The 24374-nt window shown below is 71.8% G+C and carries 19 protein-coding genes; 3 read left to right on the top strand and 16 right to left on the bottom strand.

The window, feature by feature from the left end; genetic code table 11:
* Positions 1-89 precede the first annotated feature (89 nt).
* From DB033_RS18375 to DB033_RS18345, 7 genes are all read right to left on the bottom strand, one after another.
* Positions 90-1634, bottom strand: coding sequence for a xylulokinase (locus tag DB033_RS18375; RefSeq protein ID WP_111768282.1), 1545 nt, complete (start codon positions 1632-1634; stop codon positions 90-92).
* The gene (locus DB033_RS18370; RefSeq protein ID WP_111768281.1) at positions 1631-2674 is read right to left on the bottom strand and encodes a zinc-binding dehydrogenase; all 1044 of its coding nucleotides are present in this window, start codon (positions 2672-2674) and stop codon (positions 1631-1633) included. The genes DB033_RS18375 and DB033_RS18370 overlap by 4 nt, the downstream gene beginning before the upstream one ends.
* A gap of 197 nt (positions 2675-2871) precedes the next feature.
* Positions 2872-3735 (bottom strand): aldehyde dehydrogenase family protein, encoded by an 864-nt coding sequence (locus DB033_RS18365; protein WP_111768280.1) that lies wholly within the window; start codon positions 3733-3735, stop codon positions 2872-2874.
* Complete coding sequence (locus tag DB033_RS18360; RefSeq protein ID WP_111768279.1) at positions 3732-5201, bottom strand: aldehyde dehydrogenase family protein; 1470 nt, start codon at positions 5199-5201, stop codon at positions 3732-3734. Before DB033_RS18360 ends, DB033_RS18365 begins: the two co-directional genes overlap by 4 nt.
* Before the next feature lie 13 nt (positions 5202-5214).
* Positions 5215-6237: a deoxyribose-phosphate aldolase gene (gene deoC, locus DB033_RS18355; protein ID WP_111768278.1), complete on the bottom strand. Its 1023-nt coding sequence runs from the start codon at positions 6235-6237 to the stop codon at positions 5215-5217.
* Positions 6238-6300: 63 nt separating this feature from the next.
* Positions 6301-7257: a sugar-binding transcriptional regulator gene (locus tag DB033_RS18350; protein ID WP_111768277.1), complete on the bottom strand. Its 957-nt coding sequence runs from the start codon at positions 7255-7257 to the stop codon at positions 6301-6303.
* Positions 7258-7288: 31 nt separating this feature from the next.
* Complete coding sequence (locus DB033_RS18345) at positions 7289-8320, bottom strand: galactitol-1-phosphate 5-dehydrogenase (RefSeq protein ID WP_111768276.1); 1032 nt, start codon at positions 8318-8320, stop codon at positions 7289-7291.
* Positions 8321-8544: 224 nt separating this feature from the next.
* Between DB033_RS18345 and DB033_RS18340 the strand changes: the two genes are divergently transcribed.
* From DB033_RS18340 to DB033_RS18335, 3 genes are read left to right on the top strand one after another with little or no spacing between them, the layout of a single operon-like run.
* A complete protein-coding gene (locus tag DB033_RS18340; protein ID WP_111768275.1) occupies positions 8545-9318 on the top strand; it encodes a methyltransferase domain-containing protein in 774 nt (257 codons plus the stop codon).
* A complete protein-coding gene (locus tag DB033_RS20825) occupies positions 9315-9620 on the top strand; it encodes a hypothetical protein (RefSeq protein WP_157970788.1) in 306 nt (101 codons plus the stop codon). The genes DB033_RS18340 and DB033_RS20825 overlap by 4 nt, the downstream gene beginning before the upstream one ends.
* The gene (locus DB033_RS18335) at positions 9503-9763 is read left to right on the top strand and encodes a GNAT family N-acetyltransferase (RefSeq protein WP_111768274.1); all 261 of its coding nucleotides are present in this window, start codon (positions 9503-9505) and stop codon (positions 9761-9763) included. Before DB033_RS20825 ends, DB033_RS18335 begins: the two co-directional genes overlap by 118 nt.
* Before the next feature lie 68 nt (positions 9764-9831).
* Here DB033_RS18335 and DB033_RS18330 read toward each other — a convergent pair whose 3' ends face one another.
* The 9 genes from DB033_RS18330 to DB033_RS18290 all read right to left on the bottom strand — a co-directional run bounded on the left by DB033_RS18330 (position 9832) and on the right by DB033_RS18290 (position 24325).
* The gene (locus tag DB033_RS18330) at positions 9832-12441 is read right to left on the bottom strand and encodes an MGH1-like glycoside hydrolase domain-containing protein (RefSeq protein ID WP_420814091.1); all 2610 of its coding nucleotides are present in this window, start codon (positions 12439-12441) and stop codon (positions 9832-9834) included.
* Positions 12442-12835: 394 nt separating this feature from the next.
* Positions 12836-14533 (bottom strand): S1C family serine protease, encoded by a 1698-nt coding sequence (locus DB033_RS18325; RefSeq protein WP_111768273.1) that lies wholly within the window; start codon positions 14531-14533, stop codon positions 12836-12838.
* Between the two features lie 178 nt (positions 14534-14711).
* On the bottom strand, positions 14712-16907 hold the full coding sequence (gene pknB, locus DB033_RS18320; protein ID WP_111768272.1) for a Stk1 family PASTA domain-containing Ser/Thr kinase: 2196 nt from the start codon (positions 16905-16907) through the stop codon (positions 14712-14714).
* Positions 16904-18106: a protein kinase domain-containing protein gene (locus DB033_RS18315; protein ID WP_111768271.1), complete on the bottom strand. Its 1203-nt coding sequence runs from the start codon at positions 18104-18106 to the stop codon at positions 16904-16906. The genes pknB and DB033_RS18315 overlap by 4 nt, the downstream gene beginning before the upstream one ends.
* Positions 18107-19654, bottom strand: a complete 1548-nt coding sequence (locus tag DB033_RS18310) for a penicillin-binding transpeptidase domain-containing protein (RefSeq protein WP_111768270.1) — start codon at positions 19652-19654, stop codon at positions 18107-18109. It lies immediately after the preceding gene.
* A complete protein-coding gene (locus DB033_RS18305; RefSeq protein ID WP_420814073.1) occupies positions 19651-21180 on the bottom strand; it encodes an FtsW/RodA/SpoVE family cell cycle protein in 1530 nt (509 codons plus the stop codon). Before DB033_RS18305 ends, DB033_RS18310 begins: the two co-directional genes overlap by 4 nt.
* A complete protein-coding gene (locus tag DB033_RS21710) occupies positions 21177-22871 on the bottom strand; it encodes a PP2C family protein-serine/threonine phosphatase (protein ID WP_205843981.1) in 1695 nt (564 codons plus the stop codon). The genes DB033_RS18305 and DB033_RS21710 overlap by 4 nt, the downstream gene beginning before the upstream one ends.
* A 16-nt stretch (positions 22872-22887) precedes the next feature.
* Positions 22888-23358, bottom strand: coding sequence for an FHA domain-containing protein FhaB/FipA (locus DB033_RS18295; RefSeq protein ID WP_111768268.1), 471 nt, complete (start codon positions 23356-23358; stop codon positions 22888-22890).
* Positions 23359-23362: 4 nt separating this feature from the next.
* The gene (locus DB033_RS18290; protein WP_111768267.1) at positions 23363-24325 is read right to left on the bottom strand and encodes an FhaA domain-containing protein; all 963 of its coding nucleotides are present in this window, start codon (positions 24323-24325) and stop codon (positions 23363-23365) included.
* Positions 24326-24374 lie beyond the last annotated feature (49 nt).

The following is a 24374-nucleotide window of genomic DNA, read 5'->3' as shown; positions in this document are numbered from 1 at the left end:
CGTGATCTCTCTTCTGGGTCGTGGGGGAGCAGGTGGAAGCGCGGATGCGGGGAAGCGGTGGGCAGTGCGGTGTGGGTCGGGTCCGGCCGTCACGGCAGGGCCGGATCCTCGGATTCGGAGAAGGCCTGCAGGCGGCGGAAGACGGGATCGACCTGGTCGCTGAGCAGGTCGAAGATCTCGCGCAGTTCGGCGTAGCGGTGGGAGCGCCCCGCGTCGGGCAGCACCGGCTCGGGCAGCGTGTGCCAGGCCGCGGCCCGCTCGGCGATGTCGGTGATGTGACCGGTGGCGGTGGCGGCGATGAGCGCGTTGCCCAGCAGGGCGCACTCGGCCTTGGGCATCTTGACGAACGGAACGCCCAGGACGTCGGCCTTGATGGAGATCCACAGGTCCGACTTGGACCCGCCGCCCATGGCGCGGACCTCGGTGAGGCGCCGCCCGATGATGGACGGGGCGCGGTCGGCCCAGGCGGCGTACTGGAAGGCGATGCCCTCCAGCACGGACCGGTACAGATGGGCGCGGGTGTGGCCGGCCGTGGTGCCGACCCAGCCGCTGCGCAGATACGGCTTGGCCGGCAGCACCCCGCCCTGGAAGTGCGGCAGCCACAGCAGCCCGCCGGAGCCGACGGACACCTCCGACGCCATCCGCTCCAGGGTGGCGAACGCCTCGTCGGCCGGCGCGGGATCACCGACGATGCGCTGCCGCACCCACTCCGGTCCCATCCCGCCGCCGTTGATGTAGGAGAACGACAGGAACCCACCGGGCACGATCGAGCGCGAGGTCACCATGGACATCCGCTCGACGTCGGGCGCCCAGCGGTCGATGCACATCGTGAACAGGCTCGCGGTGCCGGCGGAGTCCGACGCCTGACCCGGTGTGACCAGGCCGGCCCCCAGGCAGGCGACGATCTGGTCGCCACCGCCCGCGGCGATCGGCACCCCCACCGGGATGCCGGTGGCGGCCGCGGCCGCCGGCGTGACCGACCCGATGATGTCCAGCGGATCCACGATGCGGGGCAGCCGGTCGGCGTCCAGGCCGAAGAGCGCGATGAGTTCCGGTGACCAGGCCGCGTTCCGGGCGTCGGCGAGGTTGGAGAAGCACAGGTTGGACGTGTCGATGTAGGCGTCGGCGACGCCCAGACCGGCGAGCCGCGCGGCGACGAACGGTCCGGGAACCTGGAACGCCGCGGTCCTGTCGTACACCTCGGGCCGGTTCCGCTTGAGCCACCGCTCCTTCGGGCCGTGCGAGTACGTCGGCGGTCCGCCGGAGATGCCGGTGATCCGGGCGGCATGCGGTGCCATGTCGTAGATGTCGGTGCCGCAGCGCGAGTCCAGCCAGGAGTCGAACGGTGCCACCGGGTCGAAATCGGCGCCCACGGCACCGATCCCGGCCATCTGGCTGGAGAACGACACGCCGGCGATGTCGGAGGCACGCTGCGATGCGGTGACGGCGCGGCGGATCGCCGTGTGGGCCTGCCGTTCGATGGCGAGCAGGTCCTGCTCGACGACCCCCGGTCGCGGGGTGTCCAGCGTCGACTCGACCGAGGCGCCGGCGACGATCTGCCCGTCGAGATCGATGACGGCCGCCTTGATCAGGGTGGTGCCCATGTCGCAGGCGACGAAGACGGGTCCGGTCACGGTGCCACCACCACTTTCAGTGCGTCGCCGGCGGCCGACACCCGGAAGGCCTCGGTGATGTCGGACAGTCCGAACCGGTGGGTGACCAGCGGCCGGTACGCGTCGGCGTGCCGGGCCAGCACGGCGAGCGCCTCCACGCAGTCCTGCGTCGTGTTCGCGGTCGAGCCGGTGACGCGGAGTTCCTTGTAGTGCACCAGGTTCGCGTCCAGCGGCAGCTCGCCGCGGCCGCTGGGGAGACCGGCGAAGAAGTTGACCCGGCCACCCAGGGCGGCGGTGCGCAGGCTCTCGGCGAACAACGCCGGCACCGGCGCCGCCACGAGTGTGCAGTCGGCGCCGTGTCCGTCGGTCTCGGCGAGCACCCGGGCGGGCAGGTCCTCGGCCCGCGGGTCGACGGTCACGTCCGCCCCGAAGCGGGCGGCGAGCGCGCGGCGCGCGGCCGAGGTCTGGCTGACGATGATCCGCCGGACACCGAGCTGCTTGGCGAGGATCACCGCGAGCAGACCGATCGGGCCCGCGCCGTGGACGAGCAGCGAGTCGGCCGGGCCGAGCTCCAGGGCCGTGACGCCACGCAGGACCGCGGCCAGCGGCTCCGTGAGGACGGCGACCTCGGGGTCGAGGCCGTCCGGTACCGGGATGACGTTGCCCTGTTCGACGGCGCGTCGCGGGAGCCGCACGGACTCCGCGAACCCGCCGTCGATGGTGAGCCCGGTCGCCGCGTAGTCCACGCACAGGTTGCTGCGGCCGCCGCGGCAGGCCACACAGTGGCCGCAGCCGATGTTGGGTGCCACCGCGACTAGCGTGCCGGGGGTGAGATGAGCGGCGTCCGAACGGTTCTCGCGGACCCGTCCGACGAACTCGTGACCGGGGACGCGCACCGTGCCGGCCGGGAAGAGTCGGTGTTCGCCGCGGGCCATCTTCAGATCGGTGCCGCAGATGCCGGCGAGGACGACGTCGACGACGATCTCGCCGGGTCCGGCCGCCGGAGCGGCGACGTCGGCCAGCGTCAGGGTCGACGGCGCGTGGAATTCGAGAGCGAGCATACCGTCCTGAACTTCATCGGTGAGGAGGTGAACAGATGCTCACGGAGTAAGCAAATGTCGTTGAACCCAGTCAAGGCCGGGCCGTGGGCGGCGTCAACACGATCAACAAGTGTGCGCAACTGCGGGTGCGCGCTGCTCACCTGAGCAGTGCTGCCGCGCGGGGGTCGACGCCGCCCGCCCGCGATCCGGTGCGACGCTCAGATGAGCGCCTTGGTGTGCCAGACGGTCTTGGTCTCGGTGAACACCGTGATGCGGGCCAGATCGGCCGGCGCGGTGCTGTCCGGCGTCGGGCGCAGCACCCGCTTGAGAGTGTCGGCCGCGGTGGTCTCCAGGGCCGTCCAGTCCAGCGCACCGGCCCCGGTGAGGTCGACGGCGTTGACGTCCGCGTGACCGACCAGCCACGGCGACAGCTCGGCCGGCGAACCGGTGAGGACGTTGACCACGCCGGCCGGCAGGTCGCTGGTCGCGAGCACCTCGCTGAGGCTGATCGCCGACAGCGGCGCGTGCTCGTTGGCCACCACGACGACCGTGTTGCCGCTCAGGATGACCGGTGCCACGGTGCTCACCAGCCCGACCAGGGTGTCGACCGGACCCTGCGGCGCGATGACGGCCACCACGCCCGTCGGCTCCGGCACCGACAGGTTGAAGTACGGACCGGCCACCGGGTTGGCGTGGCCGCTGACCTGCACGTACTTGTCGCACCACCCGGCGTACCAGACCCACAGGTCGATCGCCCGGTCGACCTGGGCGTTGGCCGCGGCGACGGACCCGCCCTCCAGATCGGTGATCTCCCGGACGAACTGGTCGCGGCGGCCCTCGAGCAGCTCGGCGATCCGGTACAGGATCTGCCCACGGTTGTAGGCCGTCGCTGCGGACCACTTCTGCACCGCACCGCGGGCGGCCCGGACGGCGTCCCGGGCGTCCTTGCGGGAGGCCTTGGCGGCGTTGGCCACGAACGATCCTTTCCTGGTGCTCACCGCGTACACCCGGCCGGACTCGCTGCGGGGGAAGGCACCGCCGATGAAGAGCTTGTAGGTCTTGTGCACTGCGAGCCTGGTCATTTCAGGATTCCTTTCGCGGCGGCCTCGACCCGGGCCGAGGTCAGGTAGGACATCAGCCCGGGGACGCCGCCCTCGCGTCCGTAACCGGACTCCTTGTAGCCGCCGAACGGGGAGGTGGGGTCGAACTTGTTGAAGGTGTTGGTCCACACCACCCCGGCCTTGAGCCGGTCGGCGACCGCGAGCACGCGGGACCCCTTCTCGCTCCAGATGCCGGCCGACAGCCCGTAGGGGGTGTTGTTGGCCTTCTCGATGGCCTCGGCCGGCGTGCGGAAGCTCAGCACCGACAGCACCGGTCCGAAGATCTCGTCCCGGGCGATCCGGTGGCTGGGGGAGACCCGGGTGAAGATGGTCGGGGGGAACCAGAACCCGCGGTCGGGCAGCGTGCACGGAGCGCTCCACCGGACGGCGCCCTCGGCCACGCCGACGGCGGCGTGTTCGGTGATCGTGGCCAGCTGGGCGGCGGAGTTGATCGCCCCGACGTCGGTGTTCTTGTCCAGGGGATCACCGACCCGCAGTGTCGACAGCCGGACCTTGAGCCGTTCGACGACCTCGTCGTGGACGTTCTCCTGGACGAGCAGCCGCGAGCCGGCGCAGCAGACCTGGCCCTGGTTGAAGAAGATGCCGCTGACGATGCCCTCGATGGCCTGATCGATGGGGGCGTCGTCGAAGACGATGTTCGCGCCCTTGCCGCCCAGCTCCAGCGTCAGCTTCTTGCGTGATCCGGCGACCGCGCGGGCGATGCCCTGGCCGACCATCGTGCTGCCGGTGAAGGCGACCTTGTCGACCCCGGGGTGGGCGACCAGCGCGCCGCCCATGCTGCCTGGCCCGGACAGGATGTTGACCACCCCGGGCGGCAGCTCCGCCTGCTGCAGGATGTCGGCGAACAGCAGCGCGGTCAGCGGCGTCGTGGACGCGGGCTTGAGCACCACCGTGTTGCCGGCGGCCAGCGCCGGCGCGATCTTCCAGGCCAGCATCATCAGCGGGAAGTTCCACGGGATGATCTGCGCGGCCACGCCCAGCCCGCGCGGGTCCGGGCCGAGTCCGGCGTACTCGAGCTTGTCGGCCCAGCCGGCGTAGTAGAAGAACCAGGCGGCGACGGTGGGGATGTCGAAGTCCCGGGTCTCCTTGATGGGCTTGCCGTTGTTCATGCTCTCGGCCACCGCGAGCTCCCGCGACCGTTCCTGCACCAGGCGCGCGATCCGGTACAGGTACTTGGCGCGTTCGGACCCGGGCATCCGGGACCAGGTCTGCTCGTAGGCGCGGCGGGCGGCGGCGACCGCGGCGTCGACGTCCTGCGCGTCGCCGGCGGCCATGGTGGCCAGCCGCTCCCCGGTGGCCGGCGAGATGGTGTCGAAGGGGGTGCCGTGGCCGTCGACGAACTTCCCGTCGATGAACAGGCCGTACTGGTCGCGCAGCGCGACGATGCCCGGGGACTCCGGCGCCGGTGCGTACTCGAGGAAGGTCATGGGGTGTTCCCTGTCAGTCGATGGTGACGTAGTCGGGGCCGGAGTACTGGCCCGTGCGGATCTTCTGGCGTTGCAGCAGCACGTCGTTGAGCAGGCTGGACGCGCCGAACCGGAACAGGTGCGGGGTCAGCCACTCCTCGCCGACGGTCTCGGCCACCAGCACGAGGTGCTTGATGGCGTCCTTGGAGGTGCGGATGCCGCCCGCGGGCTTGACGCCGACCCGCTCGCCGGTGAGCCGGTACCAGTCGCGGACGACCTCCAGCATCGACAGCGTCATCGGCAGGGTCGCGGCCGGCGAGACCTTGCCGGTCGAGGTCTTGATGAAGTCGCCACCGGCCAGGATGGCCAGCCACGACGCGCGGCGGACGTTGTCGTAGGTGTTCAGCTCCCCGGTCTCGAGGATGACCTTCAGGTGGGCGGACGATCCGTCCGCGCGGCGGCAGGCGTGCTTGACCGCTTCGATCTCGTCGTAGACCTCGCCGTACCGGCCGGCCAGGAAGGCGCCGCGGTCGATGACCATGTCGATCTCGTCGGCGCCGGCGGCGACCGCGTCGGCGGTGTCGGCCAGTTTGACGGACAGCGAGGCCCGGCCGCTCGGGAAGGCGGTCGCCACGGCGGCGACGTTGACGCCGTCGTCGCGGCCGGCCGAGTGCGCGGCGCCGAGGGCCTCGACCGCGACCGGGACCAGGTCGCCGTAGATGCAGACCGCTGCCACCCGGGGGGTGCTGAGGTCGCTCGCGTCCGGGGTGAGTGCCTTGGCCACCAGTGACCGCACCTTGCCGGGGGTGTCGGCGCCCTCCAGGGTGGTCAGGTCGATCAGCTCGATGATGCGGTCCAGGGCCCACGCCTTGGACGACGTCTTGATGGAGCGGGTGCCGAGCCCGGCGGCGCGGGCCTCGAGACCGACCGCGTCCACGCCGGGGATGCCGTCGAGGTAGCGACGCAGGTTGGTGTCCGACGCCGGCCCGCGCAGCAGGTCACGCGCGCGGGTGGCGGAGGTCGCGACCGGCGCGACGTGGTCCTTCTGGATGGTCATGGATTCCTCTGGATCGGTGTGGTGGGCGCGGACGGGTGGCGTCCGGGTGCTTCGCGGGGGTGCTCACCGGCACAGGCTGTCGTCGATGAGGTGCTCGGCGGTGAGTTCGTCGGTGATCAGGACCGAGCACAGTCCGTTGGTCACCACCGCCCGGCAGATGTCGTGTTTGGTCTCGCCGGCGATGACCGCGATCGCCCACTTCGCGGCCCGCAGGACGTCCAGCCCGATGCCGACCGTGCGCTCCTCGAGCGCGGGGTCGACGGGGAAGCCGTTGGCGTCGACGAACCGGCCGAGGACGTCGCCGACCGCGCCCTTGTCCCGCAGCTCGTCGAGGTAGGCCGCGGAGATGTAGCCGGTCTCCACCAGCACCGAGGACTTCTCGACCAGACCGGCACTGAACAGCAGCACCGACGCCGCCGCCGCCATGTCGAGGACTCCCCGCACGGTGCGGTCGGACTCGATGGCCCGCTTGGTCTCGACCCGCTCCAGGATCGCCGGGCTCGGCAGCATGCTGGCCGATCCGCCGCCCTTCTGGGCGAGCATCACGGCGGTGTTGGCCGCGGAGCTGGCCCGCCGGTTGAGGCTGACGCCGCCGTTGAGCTGCACGACGTTGACGCCGTTGGCCCAGCCCTGCTTGGCCTGCGAGGCGACCTCGTGCATCGTGCGGCCCCAGCTGACGCCGAGGCTGCGCGGTGCGGGCCGGATGGTCGACAGGTACTCCGCCGCGGCGAGCGCGACCCGCCCGCGGAGGGCGTCCGTGTCGCCCTCGCCCAGGCCCGGGACGACGACCGCGTCCCGCAGGCCGAAGCGGTCGCGCAACGCCCGTTCCAGCGGTTGCCGCCGGGCCCGCGGATGCACGATCTCGATGCGGACGAACCCGCTCTCCCGGGCCTGCGCGATGAGCCGGCCCACCTTCCAGCGGGTGATCTGCAGCAGGGCCGCGATCTCGCCCTGCGTCTTGTCGCTCTCGTAGTACAACTCGGCGGCTTTGACGGCCAGGATTTCGTCTTCTTCGGTCATGGCCTCATTGTCGATCGCGTGCGAGCGACCCTCAGTTGGCGTTCGGCAGGAACAGGACCTTCGAGCTGAAGATCGACCGGTCGGCGAGCTGCTTCATGGTCAGCGGAACGGCCTCCAGACCCAGTTCATGCGTGATCATGAATTCCCACCGCAGGGATCCGTCGGCGAGGCGGGCGGCCGAGTCGGTCCATTCCGATCCCGGGAACGGGGCCGAGAACGAGTTCCAGCTGCCGTGCAGTGAGATCTCGCGCCGCAGGAATGCGCTGAAGGTCGCCTTGTCCAGTTCCACCGGGCTGTGCGGGATGCCGATGAAGGCGGCCGCACCGTGCCGCGCGGCGAGGTTCGGCGCCAGGGCGATCGTCGGCGGCACGCCGGCGGTCTCGATGATCACGTCGAACCCGCGACCGGCCTGGTCCAGCGCCTCCTCCGCCGAGGTGGCGGTCAGGTCGGCCCCGGCGTCGCGCGCCATCTGGGCCTTCTGCTCGTTGACGTCCAGCGCCAGCACCTCCCCGGCGCCGAAGATCTTGGCCCACTGCACCGCGAACAGGCCGATGGGCCCGGCACCCAGCACCCCGACCCGCTTGCCCTCCGTCAGGTTCGTCTTGAGCACGGCGTGCAGCGCGATGGCCGACGGGTCGATCATCGCCGCGGCCCGCGGGTCGAGGCCACGGGGCATCAGCAGGGCGTTGTCGGCCGGGACGTCGACGTACTGGGCGTACGCGCCGTCGCGGCGGCTGCCGAAGTAGTCGTAGTTCTCGCAGAGACTGAAGTTGCCGGCGGTGCAGCTCGCGCATCGGCGGCAGGGCAGCAGCGGCGGCACCGACACCAGGTCGCCCTGGGAGAACCCGGAGACCGACCCGCCGGCGTCGACGACGTGCCCGGAGAACTCGTGGCCGCAGATGAGGGGGTAGCGGTAGGCGCCGGAGAAGTTCATCCGGGGGATGTCGGAGCCGCAGACGCCGCAGGCGGCCACCTTGACCAGCAGGTCGCCGGGGCCGATGGCCGGGATGTCGACCTGCTCCACCCGCACGTCTCCCGGCTCGTACATCAGAGCCGCGGTCATCTGTTCCGTCACCGAGTCGTCCCCTGTCCTGCGTCGTGTGGGCCGGCGCGTGCCTCAGCGCCGGGGCCAACGCTAGGGCGGCGAGCCGGGCTCCGGCACAAATGTTGGCGGTTTTGCTCACATGAGCAACGGGCACCGGGAGCGCGCCACTATTGAGCAGGAGCCGGCGTCGCGGGACCGGTGCGATCGCCTAGCGTCGTGCGCATTCACCGGAGGAGATGCCCATGCCGCAGTGGAGTCCGCAGACCTACCTGCAGTTCGCCGACGAGCGCAGCCGGCCGTTCGTGGACCTGCTGGCCCGGGTGCCGGGCGAGCGCCGCACGATCGTCGACCTCGGCTGCGGCCCCGGGCACCTCACCGCACTGATGCGGTCACGGTGGCCCGCGGCGGAGATCGTCGGGGTCGACTCGTCACCGGAGATGATCGCGACGGCGACCGCGGAGAACACCGACCCGGGTGCCCGTTACGTCGAGGGTGCGATCGGGGAGTGGTTCCCGGACGAGCCGGTCGACCTGATCATCTCCAACGCCGCCTTCCAGTGGGTGCCGGCGCAGCTCGAGATCGTCCCGCGGCTGCGCGAGCACCTGACCCCGGGCGGGGTGCTCGCCTTCCAGGTGCCGAACAACTTCCGCGGACCGAGCCACGTGCTGCTGCGCGAACTCGCCGCCGCGGACCCGTACGCCCGCTACGCCGAGGGGGCGGCGCTGTCCCGCGGGGTGACCGCGGCGACCTACCTCGACCTGCTGGCCGGCCCCGGGTGGACCGTCGACGCCTGGGAGACGACGTACCTGCACGTGCTCGCCGGCGAGGACGCCGTGTTCGGCTGGATGAGCGGCACCGGGGCGCGACCCGTCCTGCAGGCGCTCCCCGACGAACTGCGCCCCCAGTTCGTCGAGGAGTACCGGTCGGTGCTGCGGGAGGCCTACCCGCGGCAGCCCTACGGCACCGTGCTGCCGTTCCCCCGGGTGTTCGTGGTCGTGGCGCAGGACGTGGTGTGAGCCTGCTGCTCCGGTCGGCGGAACCCCATGACCTCGTCGCCGTGCTGGGCCTGTTGGCGCAGGACCGCATGCGGTCGGTGGCCGAACCCACGGAGGTGACCGACCGGCAGCGGGCCGCGCTCGCCGAGATCCTCGCCGATCCCGCCGCCGACCTGGTCGTCGGTGAGCTCGACGGTCGGCTGGTGTGCACGGCGACCGTGAACCACCTCCGTGGGCTGTCCCACGACGGCGGGCTGATCTGCCAGATCGGGGCGTCCGGACGGTGGACGACCTCCGCGGGCGGGGCATCGGCCGGGCGCTGATCAGCTCGATCGTCACGACCGCGCGGGACCGGGGCTGCGCGCGGGTGCAGCTGACATCGAACCGGCGGCGGGAGCGGGCGCACGTGTTCTACGAGCGGCTCGGCTTCACCGCCTCACACCTGGGGTTCACGCTCGAGCTCTGACCGGCGGCGGGTGCCGGCTCGGCTCGGCTCCCGGGGGTCGGGTGGCCCGCCGTCTCCCGGCGGTGGGCTCAGCCCCAGCCGTGCGAGCGCGGATCCGGGGGCAGCCGCGGGTTGAGCAGGTGCGCCACCAGCGCGGTCCAGCCCGTCTGGTGGGTCGCTCCGAGCCCCTCGCCGGTGTCACCGTCGAAGTACTCGCAGAACGACGGGTGCTGCGACCACAACGGGTCGTCGCTGGACTCGATGCGGTCGCCGTCGGCGGGGCGCTTGCCGTCGACCGGCCGGAACAGTGAGATGAGCCCGCTGTCGATGAGGTCCGCGGCCTGCACCAGGGTCTTGAAGTTGCCCGACCCCTTCGGGATCTCGATGGTGAACGAATCGCCGAAGTGCCGTCCGTAAGTGCGCAGCTTGTCGGCCAGCAGCACGTTCACCGGGAACCAGATCGGCCCCCGCCAGTTGGAGTTGCCGCCGAACATGCCGCTGCGGGACTCGCCGGGTTCGTACTCGATCGACACCTGCTGGCCGCCGATCTCGGCGGTGATGACCTGCTTCACCGCCGCCGACAGCGAGCGGATGCCGAACGGCGACAGGAACTGCTCGGTGTCGAACATCCGCTCCAGGATCCGCTTCAGCCGGTCCGGGTCCACCAGCGACAGCAGCATCCGCCGTCCGCCGGGTCCCGACCGGGACAGCAGCGGCCCCATCATCTCCGGCCGCCGGCGCTGCAGCCAGCGCAGCCGGGCGGTGACGTCGGGACACTCCTCGGCGATCCACTGCGGCACCTCGGTGGCCCCGAGGATGGGCAGCAGGCCGACCATCGACGGCACCCGCATGTGCGGCGCCTGCCCGTCCGGATGGACCAGCACGTCGTAGAAGAAGCCGTCCTCCTCCTGCCACAGCGAGATGCCCCGCGACCCGAACTCGCGCATGGCCTGCGCGATGGACAGGAAGTGTTCGAGGAACTTCGTCGCGACGTCGTCCCACGCGCTGTCGTGCCGGGACAGCTCGAGCGCGATCTTGAACATCTGCTGGCAGTAGAACGCCATCCAGCTGGTCGCGTCCGACTGCTCCAGGCGGTAGCCCGGCGGCAGCGGCGCCGAGCGGTTGAACAGGCCGATGTTGTCCATCCCGAGGAAGCCGCCCTCGAAGACGTTCGAGCCGGTCGAGTCCTTGCGGTTGACCCACCAGGAGAAGTTCAGCAGCAGCTTGGTGAACACCCGGACCAGGAACTCGCGGTCGCGGTAGCCGTCGATCCGGTAGACGTGCCAGGCCGCCCAGGCGTGCACCGGCGGGTTCACGTCTCCGAACTCCCACTCGTAGGCGGGCAGCTGGCCGTTCGGGTGCATCGCCCACTCGCGGCACATCAATACGAGCTGTTCCTTGGCGAACGCCGGATCGACATGGGCCAGCGGGATGACGTGGAAGGCCAGGTCCCAGGCGGCGAACCAGGGGTACTCCCACTCGTCGGGCATCGAGATGACGTCGGCCAGCGCCATCTGCCGCCAGTGCTCGTTGCGCACGTACTTGCGGTAGTCGGCGACCGGCGGGCTGTTCGGGTCGCCCTCCATCCAGGCGTTGACGTCGTAGCGGTAGAGCTGCTTGCCCCACAGCAGCCCGGCGTAGGCGCGGCGGGCGATGTGCCGGTCGGCGTCGGAGAGCTCCGGGTGGATGACGTGGGAGTAGAAGTCGTCGGCCTCGGACCGGCGGTCGTCGAACACGGCGTCGAAGCCCGCGCCGAAGGTGGCGTCACCCGGTGCGTCCCGGGACAGCCGCAGCTCCATCGACACCGAGCCGCCGGCCGGGACCGCGTCGAAGTGGTACCAGAACGCCGCCTTGGTGCCCTCCAGGGCGGGGTTGACCGCCTTCAGGTCGCCGTGGACGACGCGGTTGTTGATGCCGTCCTTGGTGTACTTCGACGGATTGGACGGGGCGTCGAACAGCTTCACCGCGTTGGTCTCGTTGTTGCAGAACAGTACGTCGGGGGACCCGGCGGCGGACAGCACGTAGCGGCCCAGGAAGCCCTGGGAGATCTCGATGGCCTCCAGCCCGCCGACGGACAGCGTCGGCGGCAGGATCTGGTGCATCGTGCCCTGCCGGCCGTCCCGGCCCCACGCCCAGGTGTTGCGCAGCCACGCGGTCGGCAGCACGTCGATGGGAGCGGCGTCCGGACCGTGGTTAGTGACGGTGATCCGGATGCACACGTCGTCGGCGTCGGCCTTGGCGTAGCTCATGGTGACGTCGAAGAAGCGGTTGCCGTCGAGGATGCCGGTGTCGCCGAGCTCGTACTCCCGCTGGTCGCGGCCACGGGCGGCGTTCTCCTCACGCAGCTGCTGATACGGGTACTCGGCCTGCGGATAGCGGTAGAGCCACTCCATCCAGCTGTGGGTCGGGGTGCCGTCGATGGCCCACCAGTACTCCTTGACGTCCTCGCCGTGGTTGCCCTCGCCGTTGGTCAGGCCGAAGAGCCGCTCCTTGAGGATCGGGTCCCTGCCGTTCCACAGCGCGACCCCGAAGTTGAGGAAGCCGAACCGGTCGCTGATCCCGCCCAGCCCGTCCTCGCCCCAGCGGTACGCCCGGGCGTTGGCGTGGTCGAACGGGAAGTAGTCCCATGCGTTGCCGTCGGCGGAGTAGTCCTCGCGGACGGTGCCCCACTGACGGCCGGAGACGTACGGGCCCCACATCCGCCAGGGCCCGGACGCCCCGGGGGACTCGGCCAGGCGGGCGTGCTCGGCGGACAGCGGGTGCCGGGCGTCCGCGGCCGCCCGCTCGGGATCGACCGGACCGTTCGGGTAGTAGAAGACGTCCTCAGGATCCCGGGCACCGGCGCCGCCCGGCGGCGTCGGGGAGGCACCGGCGGGCTGCTCGGGCACGGGTCCACCGGCGGTTCCGCGTGGTCGGATCGGGCTCGTCGTCACCGCGTCGATACTGGCCCATCCTGGTCACGAAGTGGTCACCGGGTCCGGTGCGGTACGGGCGCCGGACGGCGAGAGACGCCCGGGTCGTGGACCCGGGCGCCTCTCTGGGGGAGCGTCGGAGGACCTCCGGCCCCGGACGTGACGTCCGTGGCCGCCGAGGTCAGTTGCCGGCGGAACCGAGCGTGACGGTCACGGTCTCGGTGGACGAGCCGCGGAGCACGGTCACCTCGACCTGGCTGTTCGGCGCCGCCGAGCGGATGGTGGCGACCAGGGCGTCCGACGACTCGATCAGGTTGTCGCCGATCTTGGTGACGACGTCACCGACCTTCAGCCCGGCGGCCTCCGCCGGCCCGCCGGCGGTGAGCTCCTTGATCTCCGCGCCGGTCGGGATGGAACCGTCGCCGGCGTCACCGACCGTGGCACCGAGGATCGCGTGCGTGGCCTTGCCGGTGTTGATGATCTCCTGGGCGATCCGCGAGGCGGTGTCGATCGGGATGGCGAAGCCGACGCCGATCGAACCGGACTCGCCGGAACCCGACGACAGGGACGCGATCGCGGAGTTGATGCCGATGATCTGGCCCTGCATGTTGACCAGGGCGCCGCCGGAGTTGCCGGGGTTGATGGCGGCGTCGGTCTGCACCGCGTTGAGCACGGTGCCCGCCGACGCGGCGGTGCTCTGCTGCTGCTGCTGACCGAACGGGTCCTGCTGCTGCGGCTGGCTGTCGGCGGAGGTGGTGCGCACGGGGCGGTTCAGCGCCGAGACGATGCCGCTGGTCACCGTGGCCGACAGGCCGAGGGGACTGCCGATGGCCACCACCGGCTGGCCGACGGTGACGGCGTCGGAGTCGCCCAGCGACGCGGCGGTCAGGCCGCTGACCCCGTCGACCTTGATCACCGCGATGTCACCGGTGGTGTCGGCGCCGACGAGCTCCGCGGTCGCGGTGGTGCCGTCGTTGAAGCGGACCGACAGGGACGTGGCGCCCTCGACGACGTGGTTGTTGGTGAGGATGTAGCCGTCGCTGGTGAGGATCACGCCGGAACCCTCGCCGCCGGAGCCGGACGAGGTGGCGACCACCGACACCACGCTGGGCAGTACCGCGGCCGCGACCGACTCCACGCTGCCGGCGGGGGCGGCGGTGGCCGGCGCACTCGTCTGTGTGAGGGCGTGCGAGATTGAGGACGCGGTGATGGCGCCGCCGTTGGCGTTCTGCCGGAGGTCGGCACCGAGGTAGCCACCGCCGAGGCCGGCGCCCAGCGCCAGCACGAGCGCGCCGGCCACCAGGACACCCGAGCGGCGCTTGCGCGGCCCGTCCGCGGCGGGCGGGGCGGCCGTCACGGTCTGCGGGCCGTGCTGACCGAAGTGCTGCTGGCCGCCGTGCCAACCGGCGCCCTGCTGGCTCCAGCCGCCCGCGTACGACGCCGGCTGGTAACCCGACGGCTGCTGCTGCGGCATCGGCCGGGGCGGGTAATGGCCGCCGGTCTGCGGCATCGGGGTGGCAGGGTAGCCGCCCGTCTGGTGCGGGATCGGGGTGGGCACGACCGCCGGGTGGGTGGCGGTCGGCCCCTCCGGCGCGGGCCGGTCCCAGCCGCGGTCCGCGTCGCCCTGGCGGCGGATCAGCGGGTCGTTCTCGTCGAGCTCCGGCACGTCCCCGTCGACGGGGCGGCCGTCGGACGTACGGCCCGCGCCGGGGTGGCCGTCGGTGCCGTGGGCGTTGCGGTCACCGAAGAACCAGGCGTTGCGCCCGTCCTCCGGACGCGGCTCCGGCGTCCCGTCGGTGGGCGTGGGGTACTGCGAGCCGGCCACCGCGTCGGCGGGGCGGGGCTGCGATTCGGGAGTGCCGGTGGGCTCGTTGCTCATGGGGTCAACGATGCGCCCGCAACGTGTGGGATCGATGAGCGGTGGCTGAGCCACCGCTCAGAGTTCCCGACGGGGGATACGCCGGGGTGGACTCACCCGTCCGGCCCCGTCCGGACGGGTCCGGACAGCGGCGGAACGAAGGCGGTGGCTCCGAGGTGGACTGCCGGTCGGGTGGTGCTCAGCCGGTCGGCGCGGCGGACGGCGGCGTCTCGGGCGGGGTGGTCGCGGCGGGCGGCGGGGCGGCCGCGCCGATCTGCACCGTCACCCGGGAGTTCGCCGCGACCACGCTGCTGGCCTGCGGTGACTGGCCCTGAACCCGGCCGACCTGCGCCGGGTCGGTCACCGTCACCGGGTTGGCCACGAAGCTGCCGGCGAACCCGGCGCCCTGCACCGCGGACTGGGCCTCGGCCTGCGTCTTCCCGCGCAGGTCGGGCATCGTCACCTTGCCCGGCTGGCCGATGTTGACCTTGATGACGCCGTTCTTGTTGTAGTCGGTGTCGGCGCCCGGATCCTGCTTGATGACCACACCCCACTGGCCCGGGTTGTTGGTGTCGATGTAGCTCACCTGGACGGTGTTGCCCTCGGCCCAGCCGGCGGCGATGAGGGCCGCGTTGGCGCTCTTCTCCGACTGCTGCGTCACGCTCGGCACCCGGAACAGCGAGTTGTCCGAGGTGACCAGCGTGACCAGGGTGCCCTTCTGGGCGGCTTCGCCGGGATTCACGCCGGTCATGTCCAGGACCTCGTTGAGCGGCTTCGACGACCCCTGCTGCTGCTGGTAGACCACGAACCCGGACGCCTCGAGCTCGGCCTTGACCGCATCGAACGGCCGGCCGACCACGGCTTCCTTGGCCGGCACCTCGGACGTGGGGACACCCTTTCCGATGGTGACGGTCACGGTGCTACCCGGCTGCACGTCGCTGTCGGCCGTCTTGTCCTGCTCGACGACGAGGCCCTTCTCGGTCGCCGCCGAATCGGCTTCGACGAAGACCGCCACGAGGTTGTTCTTCGCGAGCGCTGCGGTCGCGACGTCCTGTGTCATGCCGCGCAGGTTGGGCACCTTCACCAGCGACTGCGGTGCGCCCACGGTCAGCCGGATCTTGTCGGTCGTCGGCCGGACGGTGCGGCCGCTGGGGTTCTGGTCCTGCACCTTGCCGACCTGGTCCTCGGCGACCTCGACGAAGGTGACCTGCGGGTCGATCTCGAAACCGGCGTCGCGGGCGGCCTCGACCGCCTCGGCCTGGGTCATCCCGGTCAGGGCCGGCACCGGGACCTCCTTGGCCTGCGGCGGCCGCGAGGTCAGCGAGATCGCCATCCAGATGGCGGCGCCCAACACGGCCAGGCACAGCGCGCCGACCCCGACGAACCCCCAGAACCGCTTCCGTCGGGAGGCCTCGTCGTCCGCGTCGTCGATCGGGAGGGGCGCGACGCGGGACGGCGGCGCCAGCATCGACGCCGCCGAGGTCCGGGCCGGGGTGGCCCGCATCAACTCGGTGCGCTCGTCGTCGCTCATCACCGGGGTCGCGTGCACGGCCTGACCGGACAGCGCCCGGACCATGTCGCTGCGCATCTCGGCGGCGGTCTGGTAGCGGTTCAGCGGGTTCTTGTTCAGCGCCTTGAGCACGATGGCGTCGAGCTCGGCGGGCACCTGCGGGTTGACCTCGCTGGGCGGCTTCGGGTCCTCGCGCACGTGCTGGTAGGCGATCGCCACCGGGGAGTCGCCGACGAACGGCGGGGTCCCGGTGAGCAGCTCGTACAGCACGCAGCCGGTGGCGTAGACGTCCGAGCGGGCGTCGACGGTCTCGCCGCGGGCCTGCTCGGGTGACAGGTACTGGGCGGTGCCGATGACCGCCGCGGTGGCGGTCTGGGTGGCGCCGCCGTCGCTCATCGCCCGGGCGATGCCGAAGTCCATGACCTTCACCGCGCCGGCCTTGGTCAGCATGATGTTGGCCGGCTTGACGTCGCGGTGCACGATGCCGTGGCGGTGCGAGAAGTCCAGCGCCGCGCACACGTCGGCCATGATCTCCATCGCCCGGCGGGCCGGCAGCGCACCCTCGCGGCGCAGGATGTCGCGCAGCGTCTGGCCGTTGACGTACTCCATGACGATGTACGGGACGGGGCCGTTCTCGCCCACGGTCTCGCCGGTGTCGTAGACCGCGACGATCGCGGGGTGGTTCAGGCTCGCCGCGTTCTGCGCCTCCCGGCGGAACCGCGCCTGGAACGACGGGTCGCGGGCGAGGTCGGCCCGGAGCACCTTGACGGCGACGTCCCGGCCCAGCCGCAGGTCGCGCCCGCGGTGGACCTCGCTCATCCCGCCGAAACCGAGGGTCTCGCCGATCTGGTAGCGCTCACCGAGCGGTGGGACGACAGCGGTCATGACCAACCTTCACTCTTCAACACGATCATCGATTCTCTCAAAGCGTCGAGCGGGGATGTCCGGGGTGTGAGCAACACCCCGGAACTCGCCGTCCCGGTGAGGGACGACGTCTGGAAGTACAGGGCCGTGCCGACCGCGCCCGCGAGCAGCAGGATCAGCAGCGCGATCAGCACCGACAGCCCGGTGTGCCGCTTCGGCCGCGGCCGTGTCGCGGGCCGCGCCGCCGGCACCGCGGAGGTGACCGGGCGGGGCGGGGCGGCCGCCACCGCGGTCCGGGTCCGTGGGGGCGCGGCGAACACCTGGGTGGGCGGCAGCGCGGCCGCACCGGGCAGCGCGAAGCTACCGGTCGGCGGCGGCGCGTACCCGGCGCGCACGGCGGCGACCGCCTGGGCGAACGCACCGCCGTCGGGGTAGCGCTGCGCGGGGTTCTTCAGCAGCGCGTGCCGGATCAGCTCCACCACGGCGGGCGGAACGTCCGGCGGTAACGGCGGCGGCTCGTTGCGGATCTGGGCCATCGCCACGATCACCGGGTTGTCCCCGACGAAGGGCCGGAACCCGGCCAGGCACTCGTAACCGACGATGCCCAGGGCGTACACGTCCGACGCGGGACGGGCGTCGTCGCCGGCGGCCTGCTCGGGGGACAGGTACTGGGCGGTGCCCATGACCAGGCCGCCCTTCGTGACGGGCACCTGGGAGGCGACCTTGGCGATGCCGAAGTCGGTGATCTTCACCTGCCCGGTCGGGGTGATGAGGATGTTGCCCGGCTTGATGTCGCGGTGCACGAGCCCCCGGGCGTGCGCCTCCTGCAGCGCCCGGCCGCTCTGCTCCAGCACGTCCAGCACCCGGTCCAGCGGTAGCCGCGGGCTGCGGGCCAGCACCGCCGACAGCGGCTCACCACCGACCAGCTCCATCACCAGGAACGCCGTGTCCTGCGGGCCGTCCGGATGCGAGGCGGTCTCGCCGTAGTCGTAGACCGCCGCGATACCCGGGTTGTTCAGCGAGGCGGTGATCTGGGCCTCGGTGCGGAACCGGCCGACGAACTCCGGGTCCGACGTGAGCTCCGACTTCAGGATCTTCACCGCGATGTCGCGGCCGAGGGTCCGGTCGGTGGCGGCCCACACCTCACCCATCCCACCCACGGCGATGCGCCGGGTGAGCCGGTAGCGGTTGCTCAGGACCAGACCTGGGTGCAGGGCCATCTACGACCCCTGCAGGGCGGCCGCGATGACCGACCGGCCGATCGGGGCGGCGACCACCCCGCCGGTGGCGTCGGCACCGACGTTCGCGCCGCTCTCGATGAACACCACCACCGCCACCTGCGGGTTCTCCGCGGGCGCGAACGCCGAGTACGACACGTACGGCGGGTTGGCCTTGGTGTCGCCGGGGTTCACCCCGTGCTCGGCGGTGCCGGTCTTGGACGCGATGTTCACGCCCTGGATCGGGGTGCCGCCGGCGTTGGCCAGCGTCACCTGCTCCGACTCCTGCATCATCGCGGTCAGATCGGCCGCCACCTGCGGGCTGACGGCGTTCTCGTCGGCCACCGTCGGCACCGCCGTGGACAGCTCCGACAGGTCCGGCGCGGTCGTGCGGGCGATCAGGTACGGATCCATCCGGACCCCCTTGTTGGCGATGGTGGCGGCGATCATCGCCGTCTGCAGCGGCGTCAGCGCGACGTCGCGCTGGCCGATCGAGGACTGCGCGACCGCGGCCTGGTCGGCCATCTCACCGAGACGGGAGCCCTGCGCGATCAGCCCGCCGGTGCTCGTCGAGCCGTCGGCGAGACCGACGTCGAACCGGTCCTCGTCGATGCCGAACGCGGCCGCCTGCCGCCGGATGGCGTCCCCACCGAGCTGCATGCCCAGGTCGGCGAAGGCGGTGTTGCACGAGTGGGCCAGCGCGACGGTCATCGTCACGTCCGAGGAGCTGCCGGCACACTCGGCCCGGTTGAAGTTGCGCAGCTGGACGCCGTCCGTCCCGGGCAGCGTGATGGCCCCGGCGCTGGTCAACGGCGTCTGCGGGTTGTACGCGGCTCCCTGGGACAGCGCGGCGGCCGCCACCACCAGCTTGAATGTCGACCCCGGCGGCAGCGTGTCGTCCAGCGCCCGGTTGTCCACCGGGCTCGGCGCGGCCGGGTCGTCGGGGCTGTACAGCGTGTTGTACTCCTCGCGCTGGGCGCCGTCGTTGTGCGTCGCCATCAGGTTCGGGTCGAAGCTGGGCGTGGACGCCATCGCCAGCACCTCGCCGGTCGACGGCCGCAGCGCCACCACCGTGCCGACCACCTGGGCGTCGACGAGCGCCTGGTAGGCGGCCTCCTGCACCCGCGGACTGACCGTCAGCTCGACGTTGCCGCCGCGCGGGTCGCGGCCGGTGAGGAAGTCGCCGAGCCGGTCGACCAACAGGTCGGCGGAGTCGCCGGAGAGCAGGTCGTCCTGGGCGGCCTCCATCCGGGTCGGGCCGTAGCTGAGCGAGTAGTAGCCGGTCAGGCTCGCGTAGGCGGCCGGATTCGTCGGGTACACCCGCTGGTAGCGGTAGGAGTCGTCGGCCTCCACGGACTGGGCGAGCACCACCCCGCCGGCGGCGGTGATCTGGCCGCGCTGCCGGCTGGCCTCCTCGTAGAGGATCCGCTTGTTGTTGGGGTCGTTGCGGTAGCTCGAGGACTTCGCGACCTGGATGTAGGTGATGTTGGCCAGCAGGGCCACCACCAGCACGATGACCGCGGTGGCGCCGCGGCGGATGTTGCGATTCACCCGGTGCCGTCCGGCGGGGTCTTCGGGCCGGTGGCGGCGTCCTCGCGGGTTCCGCGCAGGGCGCTGATCGGGACGGCCTGGGTCATCGCGTCGCTCAACGGCGCGGCCGGCTTCGGCTTCGGGCGGGGCCGCCGGGACGCGTCGGAGATGCGCAGCAGCAGGGCGATCGAGATGTAGTTGGCCAGCAGGCTGGACCCTCCGTAGGACAGGAACGGGCTGGTCAGGCCGGTGAGCGGGATGAGCGCGGTGACGCCGCCGACGACGACGAAGACCTGGAAGGCGAGCGAGAAGCCGAGACCGGCGGCCAGCAGCTTGCCGAAGTCGTCGCGGACGGCCATCCCGATCCGCATGCCGCGGCTGGCCAGGATCAGATAGCAGAGCAGCACCGCGGCCAGCCCCACCAGACCCAGCTCCTCGCCGATGGCGGCGGTGATGAAGTCCGTCGAGGCGAACGGCACGAAGTCGGGACGGCCGGCGCCGAGCCCGGTGCCGAAGATGCCGCCGGTACCCAGCGACAGCAGCGACTGGACCAGTTGGTAGCCGTCGTTGAAGGGATCGGCGAACGGGTCCAGCCAGATGTCGACCCGCTGCTGGACGTGGCCGAAGTTCAGGTACGCGACGTAGGCGCCGCCGGCGAACGCGAGCAGACCGATGACCAGCCAGGACGCGCGTCCGGTCGCGAAGTAGATCATCGCCAGGAACACGCCGAACAGCAGCAGCGCGGTGCCCAGGTCCTTGCCGTAGAACAGCACGCCGAGGGCCACCACGACGGCGATCATGAGCGGTCCGAGGTCACGGGCCCGCGGCAGCACCAGCCCGAGGAACTTCTTGCCGGCCGTGGACAGCACCGTCCGCTTGCTCGCTAGGTAGGACGCCGCGAAGACGATCAGGGCGATCTTGGTGAACTCGGCGGGCTGGATCGACAGCACGCCCGGGATGCGCAGCCAGATGTTGGCGCCGTTGATGGTCGGCGCCAGGCTGGGCGAGATCAGGCCCAGCACCGCGGGGGTGGCCAGGAAGACCAGCCCGACGAACGCCAGCGTGTACGCGTACTGCCGCAGCGCCGAGTGGTGCTTGATCACCATCAGCACGACGAGGAAGAACACCAGCCCGACCCCGGTCCACACCAGCTGCGCGATCGCCTCCGGGCGGGGGGTGTCGTTGCCGCGCAGCGTCGCCCGGACCGCGGCCGCCAGGTCCAGCCGGTGGATCATCACCAGGCCGAGGCCGTTGAGCAGCGCCACCACGGGCAGCAGCAGCGGATCGGCGAACGGCGCCAGCACCCGGACGATGAAGTGCGCGATGGCGAAGACGGTCAGGAACGCGCCGCCGTACCAGGCCAGGTCCCACGACACGGCGCGGTTCTGGTTCAGCTCCACCAGGGTGAGCGCACTGGTGACGATGACCGCGACCAGGACGAGCAGGCCGAGCTCGGCGGCCCGGCCGCTGGGCGGTCGGTGACTGGTGTGCGGGCCGTCCACGGGAACGCGGATGCGGGCGCCGGTGCTGTCGCGGGTGGTCATCATCCGATCCGGCAGTTGATGTCGGGCTGCGGCGTCTGCGCCGACAGCGTGGTCGCCGACACCGAGGTGCCGGTGGCGGGCTGGGTGGACGGCGGGACGGCGGTCGCGGTGCCGTCGGTGGGACCGATCCCCGCGGTCGTCGCCGCCGACGGGTCGGTGCCGTCGGTGGGACCGATCCCCGCGGTCGTCGCCGCCGACGGGTCGGTGGTCGTTGGCGGGACGCCCGGGGTCGAGGTTCCGGTGCCCGGAGGCCCCGGGGTGGGGGTCGGGCTGAAGGTCGAGCACAGCGGGAGCTTCTGGCCGTCGAGGCGGAGCAGGATCTCGCGGGCGTTCTGTAGGTCGCTGGCCGGGATGCCCGCGATCACCTGGTCGCGGGCGGCCGGCACCAGGTCGGTCGTGTGCAGCGGGACGCAACCGGGCGTCGGACCCCAGCACGAGCCTTCCTGCGCCGACGACAGGTCGATGCCGAGGATGGATCCGTCCACGCCGCGGAAGACCGCGACGGAGCCGTTGTTGTCGCCCACGTAGTACTGCGTGCCGACCCAGTTGACGCCGAGGACACCGCCGATCACGAGCAGCGCGGCGATCGCGACGGCCAACCCGACCCGGCGCACCCACCGGCGCGTGCGGCTGGGCCTGCGCACGGCGCGCGACCGGGCGGCGCCGCGGTGGTCGTCGGCGTCGTCGTCCAGATCGTCGAGGTCGTCGTCGTCGAGATCGTCGTCGTCGTCGAGCCCGTCGAGGTCGTCGTCGAAGCGGTCACCGCCCAGCCGGTTCGGGCTGGTGATGGGCTCGGTGTAGCTGCGCTGGGCGGCCTCCGCCGCGGCGCGCTCGGCGGCCAGCGTGGCCACGTCGGGCTCGCGGGGCAGCGCCACCCGGGGCATCCGCTTGGTGAACCGCAGGTCCGAGAGCGGGCCCGTGGCGTCGGCGTCCATCGGGGTGTCCGGCTCGTTCTCCAGCGGCGGGGTCTGGCCGATGTCCACCACGTCGGCGACGATCACCGTGACGTTGTCGGGCCCGCCGCCGCGCAGCGCCAGCTCGATGAGCCGGTCGGCGGCCTCGGCGGTCTCGTAACTGGCCAGGGTGTCGGCGATGGCCTCGGCCGAGACGACGCCGGACAGGCCGTCGGAGCAGATCAGGTACCGGTCGCCGACCCGCGCCTCGCGCATCGTCAGGGTCGGCTCCACGTCGCTGCCGCCGTTGAGCGCCCGCAGCAGCAGTGACCGCTGCGGGTGCTGGGCGGCTTCGGCCTCGGTGATGCGTCCTTCGTCGATGAGCGACTGGACGAAGGTGTCGTCGTGGGTGATCTGTGACAGCACGCCGCCACGCCACAGATAGGCGCGGGAGTCGCCGACATGGGCGATGCCCAGACGCGGCCCGTCGAACATCAGCGCGGTGACGGTGGTGCCCATCCCGTCGAGCTGCGGGTCCTCGGTGACCATGCCGGCGATGGCCTCGTTGCCGTCCTCGGTCGCGTGCTCCAACGGGGTCAGCAGGTCGCGGCCGTTCGGCTCGTACCGGTCCAGCGGCGCGAACGCGGCGACGGCCAGCCGCGACGCCGTGTCACCCGCGACGTGGCCGCCCATCCCGTCCGCGACCACCAGGAGCCGGTTGCCGGCGAACACCGAGTCCTGGTTGTTGGCGCGCAGCAGCCCGCGATCCGTCCGCGCGGCGTAGCGCAGCGTGTGGGTCATCGGAACGGCCCGCCGCTCACGGCCGCAGCTCGAAGACCGTACGGCCGATGCGGATGGGGGTCAGGGCGGGGACGGGCACCGGAGTGCTCACCCTCGTCCGGTCGAGGTAGGTGCCGTTCGTCGAGCCGAGGTCCTCGAGCCAGTAGCTGTTGCCCTGCAACGTGAGCCGGGCGTGCCGGGTGGAGGCGTAGTCGTCGTCCAGGATCAGCGTCGAGTCGTCGGCCCGCCCGATCAGCACCGGGGCGCCGGTCAGCTCGATGCGGGTGCCCGACAGGTGGCCGGCGGTGACGGTGAGCTGGCGTGGCGGCCCGCTCTGCACCGGCTGGGCGGCGACCGCGCGCTCCCGGCGGGCGCGCCGCGAGTCGCGCGGCTCGTTGGTGGCCAGCGCCCGGATGTCGGCCCGGATGGTGCGGATCGCGGCGTAGACGAACAACCACAACAGGAGCAGGAACCCCACCCTGGTGATCTGGAGGACGAACGCGGGCACGGCCCTACCCTCGCTGGCTGAAGACGATGGTGGAGTGACCGAGCCGGATGACGTCACCGTCGGCCAGCTGCCAGGTCTGCACGATGGTGCCGTTGACCGTGGTCCCGTTGGTCGAGCCGAGGTCGTGCATCACCGCGATGTGCCCGTCGAAGTAGACGTCGAGGTGCCGGCGGGACACGGAGGTGTCGGGCAGCCGGAAGGCGGCGTCCTGCCCGCGGCCGACGATGTTGGACCCGGGCTGCAACTGGTAGCTGCGGCCCGAGCCGTCGTCGGCGTGCAGGGCGGCGACGACCTCCGGGTACGCCGGCCGGCGGCCGGGGTACGGCTGGTCGGGATACCGCGGATCGGCGTAGCGGGGGTCACCGAAGCGTGGGTCGTACTGCGTCTCCGGCTGCGGCGCGTAGCCGTGCTGGTACCCCTGGTCGGCGTACTGGTCGGCGTGCGGCTGGCCGTAGTCGCGGTACTCCGGCTGCCGGTAGGGCCCGGCGGGCGGGCCGTAGGGGCCCGGGTACGGCTGCGACGGGGGCGGCGGCTGGTACGGCGGCTGGTCGGGCACGGGGCGGCTCCCGGACGCGGGGACGGGGCGGCGCGGGCCGACGTCCGGGTCGACGATCGAGCTGACCCGGAACTGCCCGGTGTGCAGCGAGGGAGCCTCCTCGAGCTCCACCTCGATGTCGCCGAACGTGTCGTAACCCTGTTCGTCGAGGTACTCGCGGATCGTGTCCGACAGCGCCGTCGCCACCCGCTGCTCGTCCTCGCCGATGCCCTTGCGGTCGGTCGGGCCCAGCCGCACCGTGAAGTGGTTCGGCGCGACCAGCCGGCCACCGTCCTGGGTGAGCTTGCCGTTGGCCTCGTCCTGCAGGGCGGTGATGACCTCGGACGGGTGCACGGTGCCGCCGAACAGGCGCGCGAAGGTGTTGCCGACGGCACCCTGGAGGCGGCGCTCGAAGCTCTGGATGATGCCCATCGGTCACCCCCTGGGAGTCGTCGCACGTGTCGTGCGGTGTGGTCGGCGT

This window comes from Nakamurella deserti (assembly GCF_003260015.1).
GTDB classification, from domain to species: domain Bacteria; phylum Actinomycetota; class Actinomycetes; order Mycobacteriales; family Nakamurellaceae; genus Nakamurella; species Nakamurella deserti.
The sequence above is the reverse complement of the archived record's forward strand: the minus strand, read 5'-3'. Positions and strand labels throughout refer to the sequence as shown.